21 protein-coding genes and 1 tRNA gene are annotated in these 21278 nt (G+C 43.0%); 8 read left to right on the top strand and 14 right to left on the bottom strand.

The genetic code is table 11. The features are described from left to right. Window positions 1-58: 58 nt before the first annotated feature. The 4 genes from ychF (at window position 59) to HCZ91_RS07320 (ending at window position 4356) form a co-directional block, all read left to right on the top strand. Window positions 59-1150 carry a redox-regulated ATPase YchF gene (gene ychF, locus HCZ91_RS07335; protein WP_101205452.1) on the top strand — a complete coding sequence of 364 codons (1092 nt, stop codon included), beginning with the start codon at window positions 59-61 and terminating at the stop codon, window positions 1148-1150. 128 nt (window positions 1151-1278) lie between these two features. Next, complete coding sequence (locus tag HCZ91_RS07330) at window positions 1279-1884, top strand: hypothetical protein (protein ID WP_179798869.1); 606 nt, start codon at window positions 1279-1281, stop codon at window positions 1882-1884. Between the two features lie 271 nt (window positions 1885-2155). Continuing rightward, the gene (locus tag HCZ91_RS07325; protein WP_179798868.1) at window positions 2156-3571 is read left to right on the top strand and encodes a deoxyguanosinetriphosphate triphosphohydrolase; all 1416 of its coding nucleotides are present in this window, start codon (window positions 2156-2158) and stop codon (window positions 3569-3571) included. A gap of 104 nt (window positions 3572-3675) precedes the next feature. Next, the gene (locus tag HCZ91_RS07320; protein WP_057759356.1) at window positions 3676-4356 is read left to right on the top strand and encodes a TetR family transcriptional regulator; all 681 of its coding nucleotides are present in this window, start codon (window positions 3676-3678) and stop codon (window positions 4354-4356) included. A 22-nt stretch (window positions 4357-4378) separates the two neighbouring features. On the opposite strand, the gene gspK is transcribed toward HCZ91_RS07320, so the two are convergent. The 6 genes from gspK to HCZ91_RS07290 form a co-directional block, all read right to left on the bottom strand. Next, window positions 4379-5446, bottom strand: a complete 1068-nt coding sequence (gene gspK, locus HCZ91_RS07315; RefSeq protein WP_257020000.1) for a type II secretion system minor pseudopilin GspK — start codon at window positions 5444-5446, stop codon at window positions 4379-4381. Window positions 5447-5494: 48 nt separating this feature from the next. Beyond that, on the bottom strand, window positions 5495-6358 hold the full coding sequence (gspJ, locus tag HCZ91_RS07310) for a type II secretion system minor pseudopilin GspJ (RefSeq protein ID WP_179798867.1): 864 nt from the start codon (window positions 6356-6358) through the stop codon (window positions 5495-5497). Beyond that, on the bottom strand, window positions 6355-6825 hold the full coding sequence (gspI, locus tag HCZ91_RS07305; protein ID WP_257019999.1) for a type II secretion system minor pseudopilin GspI: 471 nt from the start codon (window positions 6823-6825) through the stop codon (window positions 6355-6357). Before gspI ends, gspJ begins: the two co-directional genes overlap by 4 nt. A 38-nt stretch (window positions 6826-6863) precedes the next feature. Continuing rightward, the gene (locus HCZ91_RS07300; protein ID WP_179798866.1) at window positions 6864-7688 is read right to left on the bottom strand and encodes a prepilin-type N-terminal cleavage/methylation domain-containing protein; all 825 of its coding nucleotides are present in this window, start codon (window positions 7686-7688) and stop codon (window positions 6864-6866) included. Window positions 7689-7855: 167 nt separating this feature from the next. Then, window positions 7856-8539 (bottom strand): TetR/AcrR family transcriptional regulator, encoded by a 684-nt coding sequence (locus tag HCZ91_RS07295; RefSeq protein WP_057759351.1) that lies wholly within the window; start codon window positions 8537-8539, stop codon window positions 7856-7858. Between the two features lie 233 nt (window positions 8540-8772). Next, window positions 8773-9561, bottom strand: coding sequence for a TatD family hydrolase (locus HCZ91_RS07290; protein WP_179798865.1), 789 nt, complete (start codon window positions 9559-9561; stop codon window positions 8773-8775). 604 nt (window positions 9562-10165) lie between these two features. Here HCZ91_RS07290 and HCZ91_RS13940 point away from each other — a divergent pair. Next, window positions 10166-10480, top strand: a complete 315-nt coding sequence (locus tag HCZ91_RS13940) for a hypothetical protein (protein WP_257019998.1) — start codon at window positions 10166-10168, stop codon at window positions 10478-10480. A 21-nt stretch (window positions 10481-10501) separates the two neighbouring features. On the opposite strand, the gene HCZ91_RS07280 is transcribed toward HCZ91_RS13940, so the two are convergent. Both HCZ91_RS07280 and tsaA read right to left on the bottom strand, forming a co-directional pair. Beyond that, entirely contained in the window at window positions 10502-12289 is a 1788-nt protein-coding gene (locus HCZ91_RS07280) for a GspE/PulE family protein (protein ID WP_179798864.1), read from the bottom strand. A 59-nt stretch (window positions 12290-12348) separates the two neighbouring features. Beyond that, window positions 12349-13203, bottom strand: a complete 855-nt coding sequence (gene tsaA / locus HCZ91_RS07275) for a tRNA (N6-threonylcarbamoyladenosine(37)-N6)-methyltransferase TrmO (RefSeq protein WP_179798863.1) — start codon at window positions 13201-13203, stop codon at window positions 12349-12351. Window positions 13204-13629: 426 nt separating this feature from the next. Here tsaA and HCZ91_RS07270 point away from each other — a divergent pair, with 426 nt between their 5' ends. The 3 genes from HCZ91_RS07270 to HCZ91_RS07260 all read left to right on the top strand — a co-directional run bounded on the left by HCZ91_RS07270 (window position 13630) and on the right by HCZ91_RS07260 (window position 16014). Then, entirely contained in the window at window positions 13630-14403 is a 774-nt protein-coding gene (locus HCZ91_RS07270) for a ferredoxin--NADP reductase (RefSeq protein ID WP_057759345.1), read from the top strand. Window positions 14404-14555: 152 nt separating this feature from the next. Beyond that, window positions 14556-14642 (top strand) — tRNA-Leu (locus HCZ91_RS07265). A gap of 172 nt (window positions 14643-14814) precedes the next feature. Continuing rightward, window positions 14815-16014, top strand: a complete 1200-nt coding sequence (locus tag HCZ91_RS07260; RefSeq protein ID WP_179798862.1) for an integrase arm-type DNA-binding domain-containing protein — start codon at window positions 14815-14817, stop codon at window positions 16012-16014. Between the two features lie 57 nt (window positions 16015-16071). Here HCZ91_RS07260 and HCZ91_RS07255 read toward each other — a convergent pair whose 3' ends face one another. The 6 genes from HCZ91_RS07255 to HCZ91_RS07230 all read right to left on the bottom strand — a co-directional run bounded on the left by HCZ91_RS07255 (window position 16072) and on the right by HCZ91_RS07230 (window position 21277). After that, complete coding sequence (locus HCZ91_RS07255; protein ID WP_179798861.1) at window positions 16072-16566, bottom strand: glycoside hydrolase family 108 protein; 495 nt, start codon at window positions 16564-16566, stop codon at window positions 16072-16074. Window position 16567: 1 nt separating this feature from the next. Then, window positions 16568-16759 carry a hypothetical protein gene (locus HCZ91_RS07250; RefSeq protein ID WP_179798860.1) on the bottom strand — a complete coding sequence of 64 codons (192 nt, stop codon included), beginning with the start codon at window positions 16757-16759 and terminating at the stop codon, window positions 16568-16570. A gap of 23 nt (window positions 16760-16782) precedes the next feature. Beyond that, on the bottom strand, window positions 16783-17139 hold the full coding sequence (locus HCZ91_RS07245) for a hypothetical protein (RefSeq protein WP_179798859.1): 357 nt from the start codon (window positions 17137-17139) through the stop codon (window positions 16783-16785). Continuing rightward, entirely contained in the window at window positions 17136-17636 is a 501-nt protein-coding gene (locus tag HCZ91_RS07240; RefSeq protein WP_179798858.1) for a hypothetical protein, read from the bottom strand. Before HCZ91_RS07240 ends, HCZ91_RS07245 begins: the two co-directional genes overlap by 4 nt. 47 nt (window positions 17637-17683) lie before the next feature. Beyond that, entirely contained in the window at window positions 17684-20863 is a 3180-nt protein-coding gene (locus tag HCZ91_RS07235; RefSeq protein WP_179798857.1) for a hypothetical protein, read from the bottom strand. 63 nt (window positions 20864-20926) lie between these two features. Then, the gene (locus HCZ91_RS07230; protein ID WP_179798856.1) at window positions 20927-21277 is read right to left on the bottom strand and encodes a hypothetical protein; all 351 of its coding nucleotides are present in this window, start codon (window positions 21275-21277) and stop codon (window positions 20927-20929) included. Window position 21278: the final 1 nt, after the last annotated feature.

Below are 21278 nucleotides of genomic sequence, written 5' to 3'. Positions count from 1 at the left end.
TTTATCATTTAACCAAACTTTATACCAACTGATTTTATTAATACATTGAGAGAATGTTATGGGTTTTAATTGCGGCATCGTCGGCCTACCAAACGTGGGTAAATCCACCTTGTTTAATGCGTTGACCAAAGCGGGTATCGCCGCTGAAAACTTTCCATTTTGTACCAAAGATCCCAACACGGGTATCGTACCAGTACCAGACCCACGCCTAAAACAACTGGCTGACATCGTCAATCCTGAACGCGTATTACCAACGACGATGGAGTTTGTCGATATCGCAGGTTTGGTCGCAGGCGCGTCAAAAGGCGAAGGCATGGGTAACCAGTTCCTAGCCAACATCCGTGAGACCGATGCAATTGCTCATGTGGTACGCTGTTTTGATGATGACAATGTGGTACACGTTGATGGCCGCGTTAGCCCGATTGATGATATCGAAACCATCAACACTGAACTGGCACTTGCAGATTTAGAAGCTGTTGAGCGCGCAATCCACAACCAAACTAAAAAGGCTAAAGGTGGTGATAAGGATGCGCAAGCATTGCTTGATGTGTTCAAAAAAGTTGAACCATTATTAGCAGAAGGTAAAGCGGCTCGTGCTGCTAACCTAGACGCTGATGAGAAAAAACTGATCAGAAGCTATGGTTTAATTACGCTAAAGCCAACCATGTATATCGCTAACGTCGCTGAAGATGGTTTTGAAAATAACCCATACCTTGACGCTGTTCGTGACTATGCCACTGGTGAAGACTCTATCGTCATCGCCCTATGCAACCAAATCGAATCTGAAATCGCACAGCTCGATGAAGATGATAAGAAAGACTTCCTAGCTGAAATGGACATGGAAGAAGCCGGTCTTGATCAAGTAATCCGCGGTGGCTATGACTTACTTGATATGCAGACTTATTTTACCGCTGGCGTAAAAGAAGTACGTGCTTGGACTGTCGCTATTGGTGCGACAGCGCCGCAAGCAGCTGGCGTGATTCATACTGATTTTGAGCGCGGCTTTATTCGTGCTGAAGTCATTGCGTATGACGACTTTATCGAATACAACGGTGAAAAAGGCGCTGCTGCTGCTGGTAAATCGCGTTTAGAAGGTAAAACTTACATCGTACAAGATGGCGACGTGATGCACTTTAGATTTAACGTATAACTTTAAATAGTGTAGCGTGTTTAAAGTTAATTAGCCGATGTTGGATATTCTCCATCATCGGCTTTATTTTGTCAGCATATTGTTATATTATAACATATCTTTATTTTGCTTATTTGAGGGTTCATACTGTGACTAATTATTTTTCTTTTCCTTTTTCTAGACTTGCAGGTATTACGATACTAGGTAGTGTGATGGTAGGCTCTTTACTGGGTTGTCAGCCAAACAGCGATACCGATGCAGCGGTATCTGAAAAAGCAACAGTAGATAATCATGCCGAACATGAACAAGGTCATGAGATGCATGAAGAGCACGACCACGAAGAGCATAGTGATATGGAACATGACCATGAAGGGCCCGATGATGAAGGACACGATCATGAAAGTCATAGCCACGAGGAACATGCGCACGCAGGTCACGATCATGCAGCTCATGCCAACAACAGCACTCCTTTCTCTTGTGAGCCTACTGCTACTATCGGCGTTTCTTATCATAGCGACAGTACACCACAGACAGCGCATTTGCTCATCGATGGTATCGAATACGATTTAACGGCTACTGCTAATAGTGAAACTGATGCTGATAAGGGCATTTATACCAGCGATATTGGATTAGACGATACCCACGGCATCATATGGCAAGTAAATGGAGACAAAGCGACATTGCTTAATAAGACACTGGACAGCGATGTAGCTATCGACAAGGAAGACGTACTTTTTAACTGTCAAAAGTCTTAATATAGTCGTTTCAATATAATTTGGATACAAGCAAGGCGAGTGAAATTACTACCAGTAGTAGGCTAAGCAAGACTGACACCGTATCCAATTTATAGGGCATTAACTCTAGTCAAAGAAGTCAAACGGGTACAAGGCCGCCGACTACAGATTATACAAATAGTACCTCTAAGGAAGGTAACGCCGTAGCCGTTTAGTAGTTCCCTGACTATATAGCTGTACCAAGGGCGCTATTTTGCTATGCTAGAGGCTCCCTTGGTTCCGGATGTTTAATATGCTAAGTACACAAACCTCTTTGCCGTCCCCTACCACACAATGGTCACATCTCCTTAATTCACAACGTCTTGGTGCTTCCAAAAAATTTAACGCCAATACCAGTACTCGTTCTCAGTTTCACAAAGACTATGACAGACTGGTATTTTCTCACTCTTTTCGCCAGTTAAATCAGAAAACCCAAGTCCATCCATTGACCAATCAGCTCGGTATTCATACGCGTCTGACTCATTCGCTAGAAGTCTCTTCTATTGGTCGCTCTTTGGGAATGATGGCTGCCGAAAAAATTCATGATGCACTAGGTAGCGGCCTACCAGCAGGAGTTTCACCAGCAGACGTCGGTGTGATCGTACAAGCAGCTTGTCTCGCTCATGACATTGGTAATCCACCTTTTGGCCACGCTGGAGAATATGCGATCCGTGATTGGTTCAGACAGCCTGAACCGCAAGCGATTTTGCAAAACTTAAGCAGCAACGAGCGATTAGACTTACTGGCATACGAGGGCAATGCTCAAGGGTTTCGCCTATTGGCACGTAATGAGCATCATCCTGACAAGGGTGGCATGCGGCTCACCTGTGCCACGCTAGGCGCATTTATGAAATATCCGTGGTTGGCAACTCACAGTAACGATGTCAATGACAATCATTATAATGTGCAAAAATTCGGCTGCTTTTATAGCGAAGCGTCTCAACTAGAAGAATTAGCTGCGTGTTTGCATTTACCACGCTCAGAGCAACATGATGGCTTTGCGCGCCATCCATTGGCTTACCTGCTAGAAGCGGCAGATGATATCTGTTATGCGCTAATCGATTTAGAAGATGGCATCAATCTGAATATGCTAACCTATAGCGAAGTGGCTACGATATTTTATGAGCTGATTGGTGAGCGTCCAAGCAGCGTAAACTTGCCAGCGCATATGTCTGTCAGACAAAGTCTTGCCTCCCTGCGGGCACGAGCCATGATGCGGTTGGTCAATACCGTCACCGATGCTTTTGTCGCCAACAGTGATGCATTACTAGCTGGCACGTTGCAAGGCAGCCTGTTTGCCCATTGCGATACCAGCGTACAGAATGGTATCAATCAAGCTAAGCAGCTGGCACGCGAAAAAATATTTAACCATCCGAGCAAAGTAAGAATGGAGCTAATGGCCAATCAATGCCTGCATAGCCTATTGAATGCCTTTATGCCGCTCGCTTGGACTGGATCTCAAACTACAACCATGCAGCCGCCGATGTCTTTTGAGCAGCAACGTCTGTTAAGATTACTACAGCCCCATCTTGACGAACATCGCCGCATCTTGTCTGACGATATCTATCATAATGTCTTAAATATTTTGGATTTTATTACAGGTATGAATGACCACGAAGCATATCGACTGGCGCAAGAATTGCAAGGTCATTGGGGCACAGTGGTTTAAAAGACCAGTGCAGGCTTAGTAAATTAACATGAATGGCGTATTTCAGTCGTATTTATGCGTTGAAATGAGTATGATAAACACCTACCGGACAATTTTGAAATATTATGAGCAGTCGCGAACAAAAGAAACTTCAAACTCGGCACGCCTTTTTTAATGCTGTGCTCGATTTATGTATGACAGGGCAATCTTTTAGCTCTATCAGTCTCAGACAAGTAACACGCGAGGTTGGCGTTGTGCCGACTGCGTTTTATCGCCATTTTGATGATATGGAGTCACTCGGGCGCGCTTTGGTCATTGAGGAATTGGGCGGTACGTTGGCCACGTTAAGTGATAGCCTGCAGATTGGCCGCAAACGTAGCTTCGATCGTCAAATCGCAAAAAGTATTCAGCTATTCTTGTATATGGTCAGCGATCAGCCTTATTACTGGCAGTTTTTGGTCAGTGAGCGTTATGGTGGATCAGAAGCAGTACGCAAAGCCATCAATGAGTTGATTAAGATACATGCTCAAGGGTTGGCCGACGACTTAGCGTTGCAGCCAGCGTTTACCCATATCAATGCTTATGACCGTCGCCTATTGGCGGAGGCTGGCGTGAATATGTTCTTCTCTTGGATTATTGATTGGCTAGAGCTGACTTACACGGAAGATCACGATGATGAAATTGATCTAAACGAAATCGAAGAAAACAAGCAGCTAATGCTACATAACTGTACTCGTCAAGCACAGATGCTTTTTTACGGGGCTTATAATTGGAAGTCTAGCGAAGAAACACGCCTAAAAGACTAAATGTTGCTCTCAATACCATCCGCTAAAAGCTCGGACGAAATGCCCATAGTCGCTGTGTTACTACTTTGACTTCCTTGGGCATTTTACCGTCTACCCCACTACTATTACTCGCCTGATTATTATTAGCTGTCTGACTACTATTAACTGCCTGATTATTATCAACGACGGTTTTACTAATCAAAACAGTGGCAAAACGCTCTCTAGCCTGACCGACAGTTGCATTATCAGTCGCTGTGATAAGTGCCATAAATGCTTGGCTATCAACGGCGAGCATGGGTGTTAAAGCCTTTCGCTGCTCATCATTTACACTGCCAAATATCGGTAATTGCCATACTGCATCAATAGACGTCAGCGCCTGCTGTGCGCGCATATCTACCAGTGATTGCATCTGTTGACTGTTAGCACCATCCATTAGTGCGGCTAACAATACAGGACTGGCAGTATTGATATTAATAGGCACATAATAAGGCACCGCGGTAAGATAAGGCCGTAGTACTGCTAGAGTTTCAGCGCTCACCCCTGTCACTTCTAGTAGCTGATCGATACTAACAAAAGGCTGATTTGGCAGAGCATCTGTTGCTACAGCGTTTGACTGCTGCGCATATACCGTACTTTCATCACCACCATCTTGATATACCTCGCCGTCTGCATCTTGCCAATCAAGTATAGCAATAGCGATATCAGGCTCTAGATTTAGTTGCGTGAGTAGTCGTTGGAATACTGCTAAAGCAGTGGTATTGGCCGACCCATCTTGATACAAGTTATTAATGTTAAAACGACCAGACTCATCGCGTAGCTCGACGCTGACACTGTGACTAGCCAATGCATAAGGTGGTATGGGCTGCGCCCAGATATCTTGCGCACTATCAGTATCATTGATGTTGCTATCAGCGCGAATCATCGTCAATGCCAACTGTTGACCTGCATCGATATCTTGCAGCAACTGATTTTGATCGAACAACAAACCACTACGCCTAATTGCAATTTTTTGGCTAGCAAGCATCGATCCTGCAACCACAGTAATACTCACTACCAGTAATAAGATAGTCAGCAGTGCAACACCGCGTTGAGAGTTCGCAGTCATCGACATACATAGCCTTTGTTGTTGAGCAATTGATGCATTTTAACTACTACCTTCTCAATTATTCGTTCCTACATTGCTATCATCCGCACTGCTATTATTGTCACTACCATCATTACCGCTGTTGTCATTATTGGCATTATCATTGCTACCACCCTCTGTATTATTGGCGATGCTTTGACTATTGCTATGCGATATCGGTTGCGGGGCAAGTGCCCATTGCCAAGTGATTGGCATGTCTTGGTATGTAAAGCTAACCGCGACTCCTTTCGGTAATAAAACAGCTGTTGGCTTGGAATTCGCTGTATTCGCTGATTGTACTACTGCTACGCTTGCACTACTGCCACTGTTAATGTCATCGCTCGGAAATCTGGTACTTAGCTCTGGTAGATAGGCTTGCCAGCTCCCTGCTGTGACACCTTCAAGCAATACGCTGTCCAAGCTGACGCTATCACGCCCGCCTTCCATACTGGTATACTGGCGACGTATCAAACGCTCATCCGCAAAAATATATTCGATACGTTGGAGGCTATTGCTACTCTGATATCGTGGATCAGGATCGGCAAAGCGTACAAAGCTGATAATTTCACTATCTAAGCTCATAAAGGGCTCAGGCGCTATTTCGTTCATTTGCTCGCTTGATTGGGAGCTAGTGTTCGCGTTAGTACTATCGCTTGGACTGTTATTCGTCGCACTGACACTTTGAGTAGTAGCCGCTTGATAAGGGATAATTTGACCCATGTCTTGCTGTAATTGCAAATAGGCGTACTGCAAGACAGCCAGATTGTCAGCATGAAATTGCGCGCGCTCACGAGCACGGTTGACCCCATCAAATACTTGCCAGCCTGCAACAGCTAGCATCGCAAATATTGCCATGGCAACCATTAGCTCAAGTAATGTGAAACCACGCTGATGCCTCACAGACCGCCCTCTGCTTGCCCGCTATCACCTGTTGTGCTTAGACCACTTAAATCCAAACTGCCCGTATCTTGCTCAGCATTACTTAGCATCACAGTGATATCAGTGACCGATGTACGCGTCTGTCCATCTATAATAGGCGAAACTGCGATATTTACTTCTTTTAGGGCAGGTGTGATGGCGTCACCGACTGTCATTACTATTTGCCAATCACGCCCTTGTGCATTAACGGTTTGGGTACGGTTGGCTGTCAGCCACGTCTCTTGAATACGCAAATCAGCGGCGGCATTTTGGGCGACGAAGTGAGCAAGCGTACGAGTACGCAATATATCAACTGAACTCAGATATGCACTACTGGCACGGCTCGCCGCGACTGCTACCACTGCCAAAATAGCCAGAGCAACCATCACTTCGATAAGGGTAAAGCCGCTCTCGCGCCCAGACTTGAGTGATATAAATCTTGATGACATAGGCTGGCTTGTCATAGGAGGTTTATATAATTTAGTCACTATACCCCCTGTCCGATTCGCATACTGCCATCTGGCATTATAGTAATCACCTCGCCCACTAAACGCGAATCATGAAGCACTTCAATGGTGACAGGCGTTGCTTGTCCCGTACCAAACCACAAGACTTGTGGTACGTTTTGGTCGCTAAACCAAGGCTGTAACGTTTGGGTTCGTCCCATATTTTGTAAACTACTAGAATCTAAACTTTGAACTCTAATACTTACGCCAGTAGGCGGTTCAGGCAAATTGATGCCCGACTCAACCTCCCAACTTGGCGTTGGTTTTTTCTCATTAGTAGAGCCTGATAGACCAGCCACCTCTGCCGACAGCTCCATAGCATTCTTAGGCTGACTGTCGGTGCTATCTGACATCATCTCTATTGTCTGGTACGCTACATATGGATTTGATAGGGTAACAATGACTGGCTCTACTTGACCTTGCTTATCTGCCTGCATACGCAAACCCATCGGCTGCATACGTTCAGCCGATAATAGGCGAACGTAGCTCAACGAATCGGTCAAATGCTCATAAAAAGCGCGGTTTTTGCGGGATTCACTGCTACCGACAGACAAACTCATTATGCCAGCAAATATAGATAAGATAACCACTACCACCACGATTTCTACCAATGTAAAACCAGTCTGTGTCCGACTGTTTAACGATGAGACTGATGATAAGTGATGGGTATTAGTTGATATGGAGGAGCAGCTGTGACAATGGTCTGTAGGTCTTGTATCTAAGCAGCTTGACTGAGACGTTTGATTAATTAGAGTAAAAGAGCAAGTAGCCGCTGAACTGGACTGAGTCTTGACAGTGACCGGCATATTGCACCTATAAGCCCAATTTTAATTATCGCAGAATGAGAAAGGGTTTTGAAGAATGTAGAAGATATATGAATTCGTGCTGCAATAGTAAGCATTACAACACGATTTATTAAAGCCAAGAAAGGTTCACAACCCAAAAATTACTTGCTACTTTATTAATAACTACTTTAGTAGTTGGTATTACGGTGCTCTTCTGATTCAGTATCGATTTGCTCTACCAGCTCTTGCATATCTTCATCCATGACCTCTTCATCGTCAGCAGGATAATGACTTGGCAACTCTAGTACTTGCTGAACAAAGGCGTAACGCAGCGTATCACGACGACCTAAGTAGCGTTGGTAAAAGCTGGAATTCAATAGTCCTGCACCGCCCTGACCAATTGCCCAAATAGACGATAGATAATCACGAGTACTCAAGTTACTGTGCTCATCTTTTAGGTATGCGCTAATAATATCAATCAAACGCTTCATGCGCTGGCGACGGATATCATATAATTCACCAAACAAACGATTGAGACCAGTCACTGATGCTGCCAAACGCTCTTCGATTTGGTTCAACAGCATGGCTTTTTGCGGGTTGAATAACTGCTGAAAAATCATGCGGGCAACGCCTGCCGACGGGCAGTCATCAATACGGTTAATCTCAAACAATTGCTCTTCGTAACGAATAATAATACGCAGATAAAGCTCATCTTTACTGGAGAAATGCTTGTACAGGGTGCCTTTAGCCAAATCGAGCTGATCTGCCAAACTGTCTAAAGTGATATCACCATCGCCTGACTCAAGTAGCAATTGTTCTGCCATCGCTAAGATGTTCTCTTCTCGTGCCTTGAACTGGTGCTGACGACTCATAATCTCTCCTAAAACATGACAAGATTAAGCATATGACCATCAATTATGTGCGTACATTTGGCAATGAGCGTATAAAACTATACAAGAACTGCTGAAATACCATAAAAGGGATATGCTTATATTTACAAATAGTCATTGATAATCATATAGTTACATTTAGCAATTCAAATACTAAAGGGGATTGAACTATAAGACTATCACATAAATGACTGACTGGTCATAGCATAACCATTTTAGCGATACTGTGCCAGTAAATTTTCAAAGTTTTTTGCGGTTAATGCTCCAACCTCGTTACTATCACAACCGTACATATCTGCGATAAAGCTGGCGACATAAGGTACGTAGGCAGGCTCATTGGGACGACCACGCTTAGGTACAGGCGCCAAATATGGACTGTCAGTCTCAATCAAGATCCTATCTCTAGGCATGTGCCTTGCAGCATCTTGGATATTTTGGGCACTTTTAAAGCTAACAATGCCTGAGAAGGAAATATAAAATCCTAAATCTAAAGCACGTTTCGCAGTCTCCCAATCTTCAGTGAAGCAATGAATAATACCATGCTCAGCGCCTTCACTCTTTAGGATATCGATCGTATCTTCTTTTGCGTCACGCATGTGTATGACAAGCGGTTTTTTTAGTTGCTGACTGGCATGGATATGACGTGCAAGACTGGCTTGCTGCTCTTTTTTATTTTCTGTAGACCAGTAGTAATCTAGCCCTGTCTCGCCTATTGCCCATACATGATCTTTATCAGCAGTCTCTATTAAACGCTCAACCGTCGCTGATTTCAGTACCTCGATATCTTCACAGGGATGAATCCCTACACTCATCCCTAGATTTAGTGTCTCGTCGCCGTAGGTGCTCACAATATTGGCAATCTCGTCATACTCCGCAAAATCACACATGATTGCCATTGCACGGGTAACATTAGCAGTTTTCATGGCGTCAATCGCACCAGATAATTTACCATCGTATTTCGTCAAATCTAAACGGTTGAGGTGACAATGAGTATCTGTAAACATAAATAATCTCGTTGTTAAAAACTTATCAATTAAAAGTATGGGAATTAAAATTTAAATCTTGTTTGCATTGATTGCTGTGAAGGAATCTGTTTTCAAGTATTGTTTAACGGTACACTACATTAATAGCTATCAAAAATACTCTAAATAGAATTTATTCTAAATAAATGGATGATACGAGCTTAGTCGATACGTCATAACAGTCTTTTAAAAACCGAAGCTTCAAAACCTTTATTACCTCTCATAAGTGCCATACTATGAACCATAAAAAAACTATCACTTTACCCCATATCTTCAAAATATTATTGCCCAAGCAACTATATAAACAACGGTTTTTATTACAAGATAAAGGCCATAGTAATTATATTGAAATAGCTAACGACGCACGTATCATTGGAACTCCACAATTACTATTCGTAAAGGTGATAACAATCGAATTACCATTGGTAGTCATGGGAAACTTAATAAACTAAAAATCGATATTAATGGTAATCACAATCAAGTTACCATCACAGAACATGTTAAATTCTCTGGTCAATTATTAGTCGTTGGTAATCATTTACGCATTCATATTGGTGAGTATACCACTGCCATTGACTGCTATATCTTGGCACGTGATAAGAGTGTGACTATTGGTAAATCTTGCATGATATCGCGTGGTATTGAAATTCGTGCTACCGATGTGCACAAGGTCTACAATATAGATACTAACGTACGAGTGAACAAAGCACATTCTGATGTCATTCTAGGAGATCATATTTGGATTGCGGCTAATGTGACTATCTCAAAAAACGTCTCTATCGCTGATGGATGTATCATCGCAGCAGGTGCCTTCGTCAATAAACCAGTCACTATACCAAACTGTATGGTAGCAGGCACACCAGCAAAAATCATTCGCCAACACGTACGTTGGGAACGCTAAACACGACTTCAAATACAATAGTTAATTAAGAGGCACGACTCGCATCACCTCTTCTATGGTTGTCACGCCTTCACTAATACGTTTTGCCCCTGATAAACGTAATGGCTGTAGACCTTCACGATACGCTTGTTGTTTGAGTACATCTAAGTTTGTATCGGCTGCGACCAGTTTTTTTAATTCGTTAGACAACGGCATAATCTCGTATAGGCCGATTCGTCCCTGATAACCAGTGTGTCGACAATGCTCGCAGCCTTGAGCCATATAAATTTGTGCTGGAGTAGGCGCACGCCAAGGTTGTACCAACTCCTGCCATTGAATGGCAACCTCGCTGTCTGGCACAACGTCTACCGCTTTTTTGCAATGCGGGCATAGTGTACGTAATAAACGCTGTGCCATCACACCTAAGATAGTCGCTGACGTCAAAAACGGCTGAATACCCAAATCATGCAAGCGAGTGATTGAACTTGGTGCATCGTTAGTATGTAGTGTCGAGAGCACCAAATGCCCTGTCAATGAGGCTTGTACTGCCATATTGGCTGTTTCAGCATCACGAATCTCCCCTACCATAATGATGTCAGGATCTTGACGCATCAAAGAGCGAATGCCGTCTGCAAAGTTTAGATCGACACCTGGGTTTACTTGCATTTGGTTAAATGCAGGTTCAATCATTTCAATAGGATCTTCAATGGTACAGACATTGACTTGTTCAGTCGCTAGCTGCTTGAGAGTACTATACAAGGTCGTGGTCTTACCCGAACCTGTAGGCCCAGTGACCAAAATAATCCCGTTTGAATGAGCAGTCAATTCATGCCACGTTTCAAGCTGCTTACCCGATAGACCAAGCTGAGCAAAGGAGCGCACCAGTACTTCAGGATCAAATACCCGCATGACCAACTTTTCACCAAACGCGGTTGGCATAGTCGACAAACGAAGCTCTGTCTCTAGTCCCTTCGGCGTTCGCGTCTTTAAACGGCCATCCTGCGGCTTACGCTTTTCTGCGACATTTAGCCGTCCTAAAATTTTGATACGTGCGGTCACCGCGACGATGATTGCCAATGGCATCTCATACACCGTATGTAGCACACCATCAATACGGAAGCGTACCTTACCTGTCTCACGACGTGGCTCTAAATGGATATCACTAGCTCGTTGCTCAAAGGCATATTGCAACAGCCAATCAACAACTCTAACAATATGCTGGTCATTGGCATCAGGATTAGTATTGTCACCCAATTGCAATAATGCTTCGACATTGGTCACATCGGCAGCTGCACGCTTATGGACACTATTTGCGCCTGCAATCGCTTGGGTGACTTGATAGAACTCCTGCCGGTAGCGTTTGATCTGCTCAGGATTGATATAGACCGTACGATAGCTTTTTAATTTGATCAATTTTTCAATACTTGAGTGCCAGTCAGTATAAAAAGGCTGATCCGTTCCGATAATCACTTCGTCTACAGCGACCTCAATCGGTAAAATATGCTGTGAACGTGCATATTCAAATGACATCAATTTTGTGACCGCAGAGACATCAACTTTTAGAGGGTCAATACGAACGAGAGTCATATCTGCTTTAGCCGCCAACCATTGGTTGAGCCAAGCCAAAGTTAATTTATTTTCAGCGCTATTGTCCGTCGCATGGCCATTCGGTAAGCCAAATTCACTAATCGTTAGTAAAGGATGCTGCGCTTTGTCGCGACGGCTAGTAATGACTAGATTATAGCCGCGTTGGTCAATCACTTTATCTGCCAATAGCTCATCTAGACACCAACGCAAATCAATCACTATCGAGTACTGTTGAGCAGACATATCTTTCTTCTTCTGTTGTTTTAAAATGTGTTGTCAAAAACGATATCAATGCAAGCCAGCTACACCGTAACCACAGCGATTATCTGTAGCTGTCCTGATTCTATCAACTGAAAAACCACATCAACGGATTTATAACGCATAACAAATGGCGTAGCGATCTCTGTCCGTCGATAAGCTGGACGCGGGTCTTGGGCAATTAGCTCTTTAATAATGCTCATATCTGAGCCTATCAATTGACTTTGTATATGATGAATTGTAGAAGCAACTGTCGTATTACTCAATCCAGTGTCTGCGTCTTTGATACTTGTATCATTGTTAGCATTACTAGGCTCGCCTGCGCTTACTAGCATCATAAACTGTTCGTTAGCAGCATCGGTCACAGTCACAGTTAATAACTCTGGAGCAGCTGGTGCAAATCCACTCTGTGCTTGGGTCAGCGCATCACTATAGGCCACATATGGCTTTATATCGATGATTGGCGTGCCGTCTATCATATCAGCACCTTTGATAATCAATAATACACGACCTTGAACTATTTTGACTTGCTCGAGCTTAACGACAGATAGGCCTAGTCCTGAAGGACGATACATGCTGCGACTGGCAAATACCCCTATTTTTTGATTACCGCCCAATCTTGGTGGGCGTACTTGAGCGCGAAAACTAGTACTGGTTTCATTGTTATTTTTATATCGATAATTATGATGAAACTGCCAACTCAACCATATATGACTAAACTTGTCCAAACCAACAAATGCAGCTGGCGTATCATATAGCGCTAACATCTCAATGACACTAGTCAAAGCGACTAGGTTTGGCTGGCGCGGCGCACCAAATTTCTGCGAAAGCGGCGCACGATGATAGCCAATAATAGGAGCTTGATGGTAGTTATCTAACAGGGGATTTTCATCAAGCATAGACCAACTCCAGTAATACAAAACTGCCCTGATAAAGCAGTTTTGCCAAATGATACAAAATTACTCACTAACGATATTCCATTTTATCATGCTAGACAATCACTGCTAGACGGATTTTTATTTTAAAGTTTGGTATTATGAGCAAGAAATTTGATGAGAGTCATTTACATTTGGGCGATATGACTAATAATGCTGTCATCGTTGACGCAAATCTACTATGTCTAATGACGTAATAGCTGGCTGTATATAAGCTGATAGACTGGCTCTATTGCGCTTACTCATCATTTACTCGTTCATAAAAATAGCAGTGTCGACAACGATTAAAAGACTAATACGTTTTTATAATGTTCAATCTAACATTGAAAATTCTGATTTAATACTTATTCAAACTTAACACACAAATAACAACTTATTAACGAGGACTTTATGTCAAAACTTCGCACCGAAACGGTCACAGAGGTTCATCACTGGAATGACTCTCTATTTAGTATCAAAACCACTCGTGATGATGGCTTGCGCTTTCGTAATGGCGAATTTGCGATGATTGGACTTGTTGTTGATGGCAAGCCACTATTACGCGCTTATTCAATCGCCAGCCCTAACTATGAAGATCATTTAGAATTCTTCTCTATTAAAGTTCAAGATGGTCCATTAACTTCACGCTTGCAACATATCAAAGTAGGCGACGAGCTGTTAGTCAGTAAAAAACCAACGGGCACACTAGTATTGGACGATCTGCTACCAGGTAAGAACCTTTACATGCTCTCTACTGGTACTGGCCTTGCTCCCTTCTTGTCACTAGCACGTGACCCTGAAGTGTATGAGCGTTTTGACAAAATTATCTTAGTACATGGCGTACGTCATGTTCATGATTTAGCTTATCGTGAAATGTTTGAAAACGAGCTACCTAATGATGAAATCTTTGGTGAATGGTATCGCGAAAAATTCATCTATTACCCAACTGTTACGCGTGAAGAATTTAGAAACCAAGGACGTGTCACTGATTTGATGAAATCAGGCAAATTGTTTGAAGATATTGGTTTACCGCCAATGAATAAGGATGATGACCGTGTCATGCTTTGTGGCAGTATGCCGTTTAATGCTGAGGTTTCTGCCATTTTAGATAACTTTGGCTTGACTGTTTCACCACGTATGGGTGTGCAAGCAGATTACGCAGTTGAGCGTGCCTTTGTCGGCTAGAATGATGCTATTTAGCATTAGTAGAATAAATGAAAAATTGTATAAAATAATACTTGACGCATGTAAATAGGCTGCTATAATACGCAGCCTATACAGTCAACACTGTAGCCCAATTAGATAATATTTAGTCAATAGCTATTATCACCTAACATGCCAGTGTGATGGAATTGGTAGACATGACGGATTCAAAATCCGTTGCCTTTAAAAGCGTGTCGGTTCGAGTCCGACCACTGGTACCATATAGCAGTCTAAGTAAGTCCGAGCAAGTCTGATTAGCCCTTATGTTTCATAGCATGAGGGCTTTTTTACGTCTGTATGTGTCTGTATGTGTCTGTTGTAAACCGAGATTATTAACAGTAAACTTGGCAGTAATTACCGTTTTTACTGTATTTCTGACTGGAATTTACTGTTATGGCTCGCATCACTAATCCGCTGACCAATACCGAGGTGGCAAAAGCCAAGCCTAAAGATAAGCCGTATCGATTGTATGACGGTAACGGTCTAGTGCTGAATATCGCAAAGTCTGGCACCAAGACTTGGTATTATCAATACAGCCGTCCTTATACTGGCATAGCTGATATGTTTAAGTTGGGTCGCTACCCTGCTTTATCACTAGCTGATGCTCGTAAGAAACGCGCTGAGTGTGATGCGCTAATAGAGAATAACATTGATCCGAAGACCGACAATCAAAATCAGATAGCAACCGAGCGCAATAAAATAGCGAATGATTTTAAATCGGTGTTTGATGAATGGTTGAAAACTAAAAACTATTCAGAAACGACATTGAGCAAAACGAGAACGGCTGTTGATGAGATAATCGCGGTTATCGGCAATAAACCAGTAAGCGATATTACAACCGTCGATTGCATGGCGGTATTAAAACCAATTGAAGCGGCTGGACACTTTACCAAGCTGCAAAAGACTCGCACCAAGATTAGCCAAGTGATGACTCATGCTATCGCTACTGGACGCGCTACACAAAATCCAGCTTTGCACCTGCGCGGTGTTTTTGCGACTGGTGAAGTAAAACACGCACCTGCGATATTAAACGAGCAGCGACTAGGCGAATTGGTAACGGCCATAGACAGCTATCACGGCAACTTTTCCACACGTAGGGCCTTGCGCTTTGCAATCCTGACGTTTGCGCGTGTAGGCGAAGTACGGCACCTGAAATGGTCTGATTTAGACTTAGAAAAAGGCGTTTGGATCTACACGCCACCAAAGACAAAGAAAAGTACTGGTGTTGATATGGTATCTCCGCTATCGACACAGACATTGCAAGTCATTGATGAAATGCGCGAATATGCAACTGGTGAATACGTTTTCCCTTCGTCTATGTCAAAAAGCAGGGTCTTGTCCGAGAATACACTCAATCAAGCACTTAAACGAATGGGGTTTGACAGTAGCGAGCAAACGAGCCAAGGCTTTAGGGCAATCGCTCGCACACTACTAGAAGAACGCCTAGAGTTTGAATACGCGCTGATTGATATGCAACTAGCGCATAAGGTGGTTGATGGCAATGGTCGAGCTTATAACCGTTTGACCTGGTTGGACAAAAGACGTGACATGATGCAAAGCTGGGCTGACTACTTGGACAATCTCAAAACCTAGACAAAAAAACGCCCTGCCAAATTAATGACAGGGCACAGGGTAAACCTATTCGAATGCTTAATTATCTTTAGCGGCCCATCTTAGATTGCCAACAATGCGACGTGACCAACCGCGCCCAAAGGTGGGCCATGTCCTCAATTGAGTATAAAACTCTAGGCGCTCAGCATTAAATAGCAAGATGATATCGTTCTGATCCATTGCTTTAACTGCTGCTAATGTACGCGGTCCTATGATGCCGTCATCACTGGCACCGATAGCCCGTTGCAGAAACTTAACAGCGTTACGGTTGCCATGATTGTATGCTGCATCGACTACTTGCCAAGCGACAGCTCGTGGTAACTCATCGCCCTTTACTGCTTGCCAATAGCTCTTATTAGCGATTGCTTGAGCTGTGGATTTTGGCAAACTACGCATTGGACCGTTATAGCCGTGAGCACGAGCAACACGTTTTGTCACGCCCCACATTGTTTCCCCGCCAGGGTCGCTTGGATGGTTGACGTAACCGCCTTCGTGCTCCATCAGTCTATCGAAAAATGCCGTAAACTTGCTCATACTATGCCCCCTGTTTACGCTTGATGATAGTTAGCCATGCTACTGTGCCAATTGATATAAGCGCACCTGCTACTATCTCGACCTGCTCAGCTGTGATGTAACCTTTACTAATCAAGCCACCTGCCACAGCAATCAAGCCATATCTGATTAATGGCGTGACCATTGTTGCTGCGCTCTCGTTAAAAATACTCATTTTTATCTCCAAAAAAAGCCCCGTTATGGGGCGTATTTACTGCATTTATTTGATATCTTCCTAACTTGCATATATGCGCTGTACCTAGTGATTAACAGTAGAGCGAGCACCCACATTACAAACCCTAAGAACCTTGCGAGCGTATAACCCCAGTGCCCTTGATAACCTAATGTGTGCAGTGGTGGGTATGAGGTAATAGCCGACAATGCTAAAAAGCCATATATCGCCCAACTGAGCGCACCTGAACATACTACAGCTAGCTCAAGTATTGGTGTATAGATGCCATCGTCAACGACTCGCATACGTGTGAGCATGACAAACAAGCCTAAGATGACAGCGCATAGCGCCATCGTTAAATCAAGATAGATTGGCGCTATCATTCGCTGTCTCCTTTTTTGTAAGCCTTGTTAATTTGAAAGTCGTCATCTAATGACGTATCTAAACCTGTGCGCTTACGCACCGCTTGATTGAGTGTTTTGTTTATGCGTTTTTGATTGCTGATCCATACCATCGTACCTGCTACCAATGGCGCACTAAATAGACCTGCTAATAGTGCAAACAATGGTAATGCACCTGACTGTGCTTCATTAAATGTATTGACTGCCACACTTAACGCCACGCCACTAGAAAGCCCAATTAAAAATTTAGCGAATGGCGGATAATTAAAACTCTTGTCAATCTCAGGTATTTTGACAAAAGCAGCGCATAGACCACCCGCCGTAGAAAAAACCCATACGCCTGTCCAGCTCAGCAAAAAAGGTGCAGGTAAAACCTTTGCGCCTATGAGTTGGTCAGCAGCCCATGCACTAATTGGGTATGATGCAGCTAGAGCAGCTACGCAAGCCCACCATAGCTGCCAAAACTTAATTTTAAGCATCTAGCCCCCTAATTTTAGATAATTAAAACCCCGATTAAGGGCGGTGTTTAGATGCCGAATAACTCTCTAAACTTAGTATTTATATCACCAGTCCTTAGACTTGCAACAGTAAATGTGCTGATATAAACGTCTTTTTTTCTATCAGAAAATAGCGTATATAAAACACCCTTATACTCTTCAACTTCAGGGTATGCGTACATAGCATTAACTTTTGCAACTTGCACGACATGACTTTTATCTAAAAACAGTCTATCAATCTCAATAACAGCTAAATGCTGTCTGTTTTTTGGCGCGTACATTAAGTAAAGTATATTATTTGATACAAAAAACTGTGAGCGTGACTGAGTTTCGGGGATATAAACTGGCTCGTCCCATGTGCCTCTAACTAAATCGTATTTTGTCAAAAAACCATACGGGGTTTGCTGTTGCTGTCGGCAGTAGTAGTATGCGTAATCATCGTACACGTAGACCGTAGGTTCGTACTGCGCTTTGTGCGGGAAATCAGGGTGTGATACATACTCCCAATTTATAAAGTCGAGCGTTTTTACGATGATGTTAAACGTGCTTGTTGCACCGATTGACGAGTAGTAGTACGTCTGCCCGTTTTCAACACGTGTTGATATTTTTGTCATCAGTACGATGTGAGCATAAAAATCAGGTACGTCTATCAACTCAGCAGCAAACGCTGCGTTAATATTGTCGCCAGTCATCTGTAGCGTAGTATTGCCAACGGTAAAATCAGCTACTCGCACATCACTAAATTGCTGCGTAGTTGTATCAAATGTTTGATGCAACATGGTGTAGTAGCTCTCACCGCTGAATCTGCTATTCCATAGCAAATGCACCGTATCGTCAAGCAAAAATACTGCTGCATCATAATTATGCGTAACTGTTTTGCCCAAGACGGTATCGCCAATATCGCATAAATCGTGGTGCGTAATAGCGGTAGGGTCAGCTAAATCAAAATAACTAAATCTGATAGTTAGCTCAGGTGGGGTTTCGCCCGTGCCACGCGTATTAATCATAAGTGCGTTGTAACAAACATCATCATAAAAAACAAAAGATGGTGTGTGACCAAATTTGTCTGTAGGCTTGGTTATCTCGGTTAAATGGTTGGTTAGCTCGTCAGCAAATTTAAGTCCATTTACATATGCTGATATATTTTCTTCAGGCGTTGGGGTGACAAGCTGCTTGCGCCCTAACTCTCCATCCTCACTCTTAACGACTTCACGAAATGTGTTATCACGATATCTGTACAACACATTGTTAGACAGATACATAACATCAGGTTCAAAAGGGACGTGTTTGCCAGCCATTCCGCCGCCTGACTTAAAAACCCTAAACAACAGCTTTTGGTCTTTATGATAGTAAATATCATTAATTTGTGCGCCATTTGCTAGTGCGTCTGACAGATCAACCATGCTCTTAATCTGTATTATGTCTAACTGTCTGCGTGCATCAGTCAGCACTAACTCAGTTGAGCCTTTATCTTGCACGTACACTGCATTGTCGTATGTAAACAGCGCACCGCGCTCAAACGATGTCGCAATAGATCGCTTAGCGTCTGTATCTACTATCTCAAAAACATCTTCTAAAACATCGCTATAGTAGTAATCACCAACCCCTGCACCGTTTGCCAGTGCATCACCCAAACCAATAAGACTGTACAGTTTTGCAACTTCAACGTCTTTACCTTCGTCCTTCTCTACTGTTTTTTCTAACTTATCGCCCGTGTAAATATAAAAAACATCATTAAATAAATAAACAAACCCATCTTCAAAATTTTGTAAAATTGCTGGTTTGCTGCCGTCTATTGACGCGATTTTGTACAGATATTTAAGATTGCCGTGATAATAATAATCACCTACATCTGCCCCATTTGCTATAGCATCAGACAGGTTGGTCATGCTCTTTAAAAGAAGCAATTTAGTAGAGTTATTATCTGTTAGTCTTAAAAAACCATTCTCGTCACCATAAGTATAAATTTCATTTTTATAAGTAAACAGTGCGCTTTTTCTGAAAATCATTTTGTCAGCGGCTGGCGATTGCTCATCAGTTGACGTAATGACGTAAAAATCTTTTAAATAATTATTGTAATAATAATCACCTACGTCAGCACCGTTTGCGATAGCGTCAGTTAGATCAACAAGACTGTATAATTTAGCATTTGCACCGTTTGCGTATATCTGCGCTTTAGCCAAAGTGCTTTCGGCAGACTCATTGATGGCGCTTATAGCTGTAGCTGTAACAGTCACATCATCAATCGCAATTTTAACGATTGCTGTCTCGCTATCTGAGCCATAAATCCTAAACCATGCTCGAACGTATGCACTGGTGGCTTTTGGAAATATAGGTTCATCAATAACAGTAATGCCATTAGCACTATCTAACGTAAGCGACGATATAACTTGATGTGAGATAGATTGCTTGTATTGGTTTAGCCACTCAACACCCACTTCGACAGTATCATTTAGTGGGTCAGTCGGGTTAACGACACGTAGTAATGAAGCTGAGAGAGTGTAGCTATGACCACTATAAACAGGCACGGCCTTGCGTGTGGCGACATATCCCGCTTTATTTTTAACTGTAAGCACCTTGCCTATTTTGGGTATCTGAGAAATATATAACTGAGAGCCAAGTATGATTGGGTCAGGTTCAGCTTTGATAACGTCGGAAAATAACTCAGGCGCATCACCAACTCTGTCTGTTTCGCTGCTTGTTATCGACTTGATTGTCAAATCAACAGCATCAGCCATGTCTGCCGCTTCATTAGCTTTGGTTAGCGCCTCACCTGATTTTGTGTCTGTGTATGTTTTTAACTGACTTACTGCTGCTGTTCCTACGCCATCTGCGTAAGTCTTGGCACTTACTAAGGCAGCATTAGCAGCAACGTCGGTGTAGGTTTTCTGACGCTCATCAATATCCCACGTAACTTTTGACCATGCCCCTGATTTTTTTAGATACAAACCGCTATTTGCTGTTGTATCATTAGTAACGATTGCATAACCGCCATTTGCTATAGAGCTTGCAGTCATTAACGCTTTGGTTTCAAAAGGCGTAAAACCCACACCCGATTGCGTCATTAACTTAATAGCTTTCTTGACTGTTGGGTAACTTCCCCCAAGTCGCGTCGTTACCTGTGTACTATCATCGCCGTTCACCACCTCTTGCAGTGTTGTGGCATCAACCCTTGTGTCTGCTATTACTTTTGCAATATCATCGGCCATCTTTTAAAACTCCAAAAAAAGCCCTCATAATTGAGGGCGTAGGATGTGTATTTTTTATGCGTATTATATTGATCGCTTTATTTCAGCATCTAACAATGCGCTGTTTAAAAACAGTCCGATTAAGTCATCAATCTCACCTGCTGTTTTCTCACCAACCTCCTGCCCTTCGAGGTTATACAGTGTGATGACCTCAGCTCGCTCATCCGCTGTTACCGGTGCGTTATAGACAAGTATGTCTTTGTCTGTGTGCATCGTAGTGCCGTCAGCTAGATTGATGACCAGCTCTTTATTAAACGTGATTGAGCGTTGCCCATCTTTCGGGTTGTTTAGCACAACCGATTTCGCACGTTCATAACTGTCACCCGCGCTATCTGTCTGTTTGTGTTTTTGTAGTACGTCTGATACATCAATCATC

It is taken from the genome of Psychrobacter sp. BI730 (assembly GCF_013414195.1).
In the GTDB taxonomy this organism is placed as follows: Bacteria; Pseudomonadota; Gammaproteobacteria; order Pseudomonadales; family Moraxellaceae; genus Psychrobacter.
This window is presented reverse-complemented; position numbering and strand designations above follow the sequence as displayed.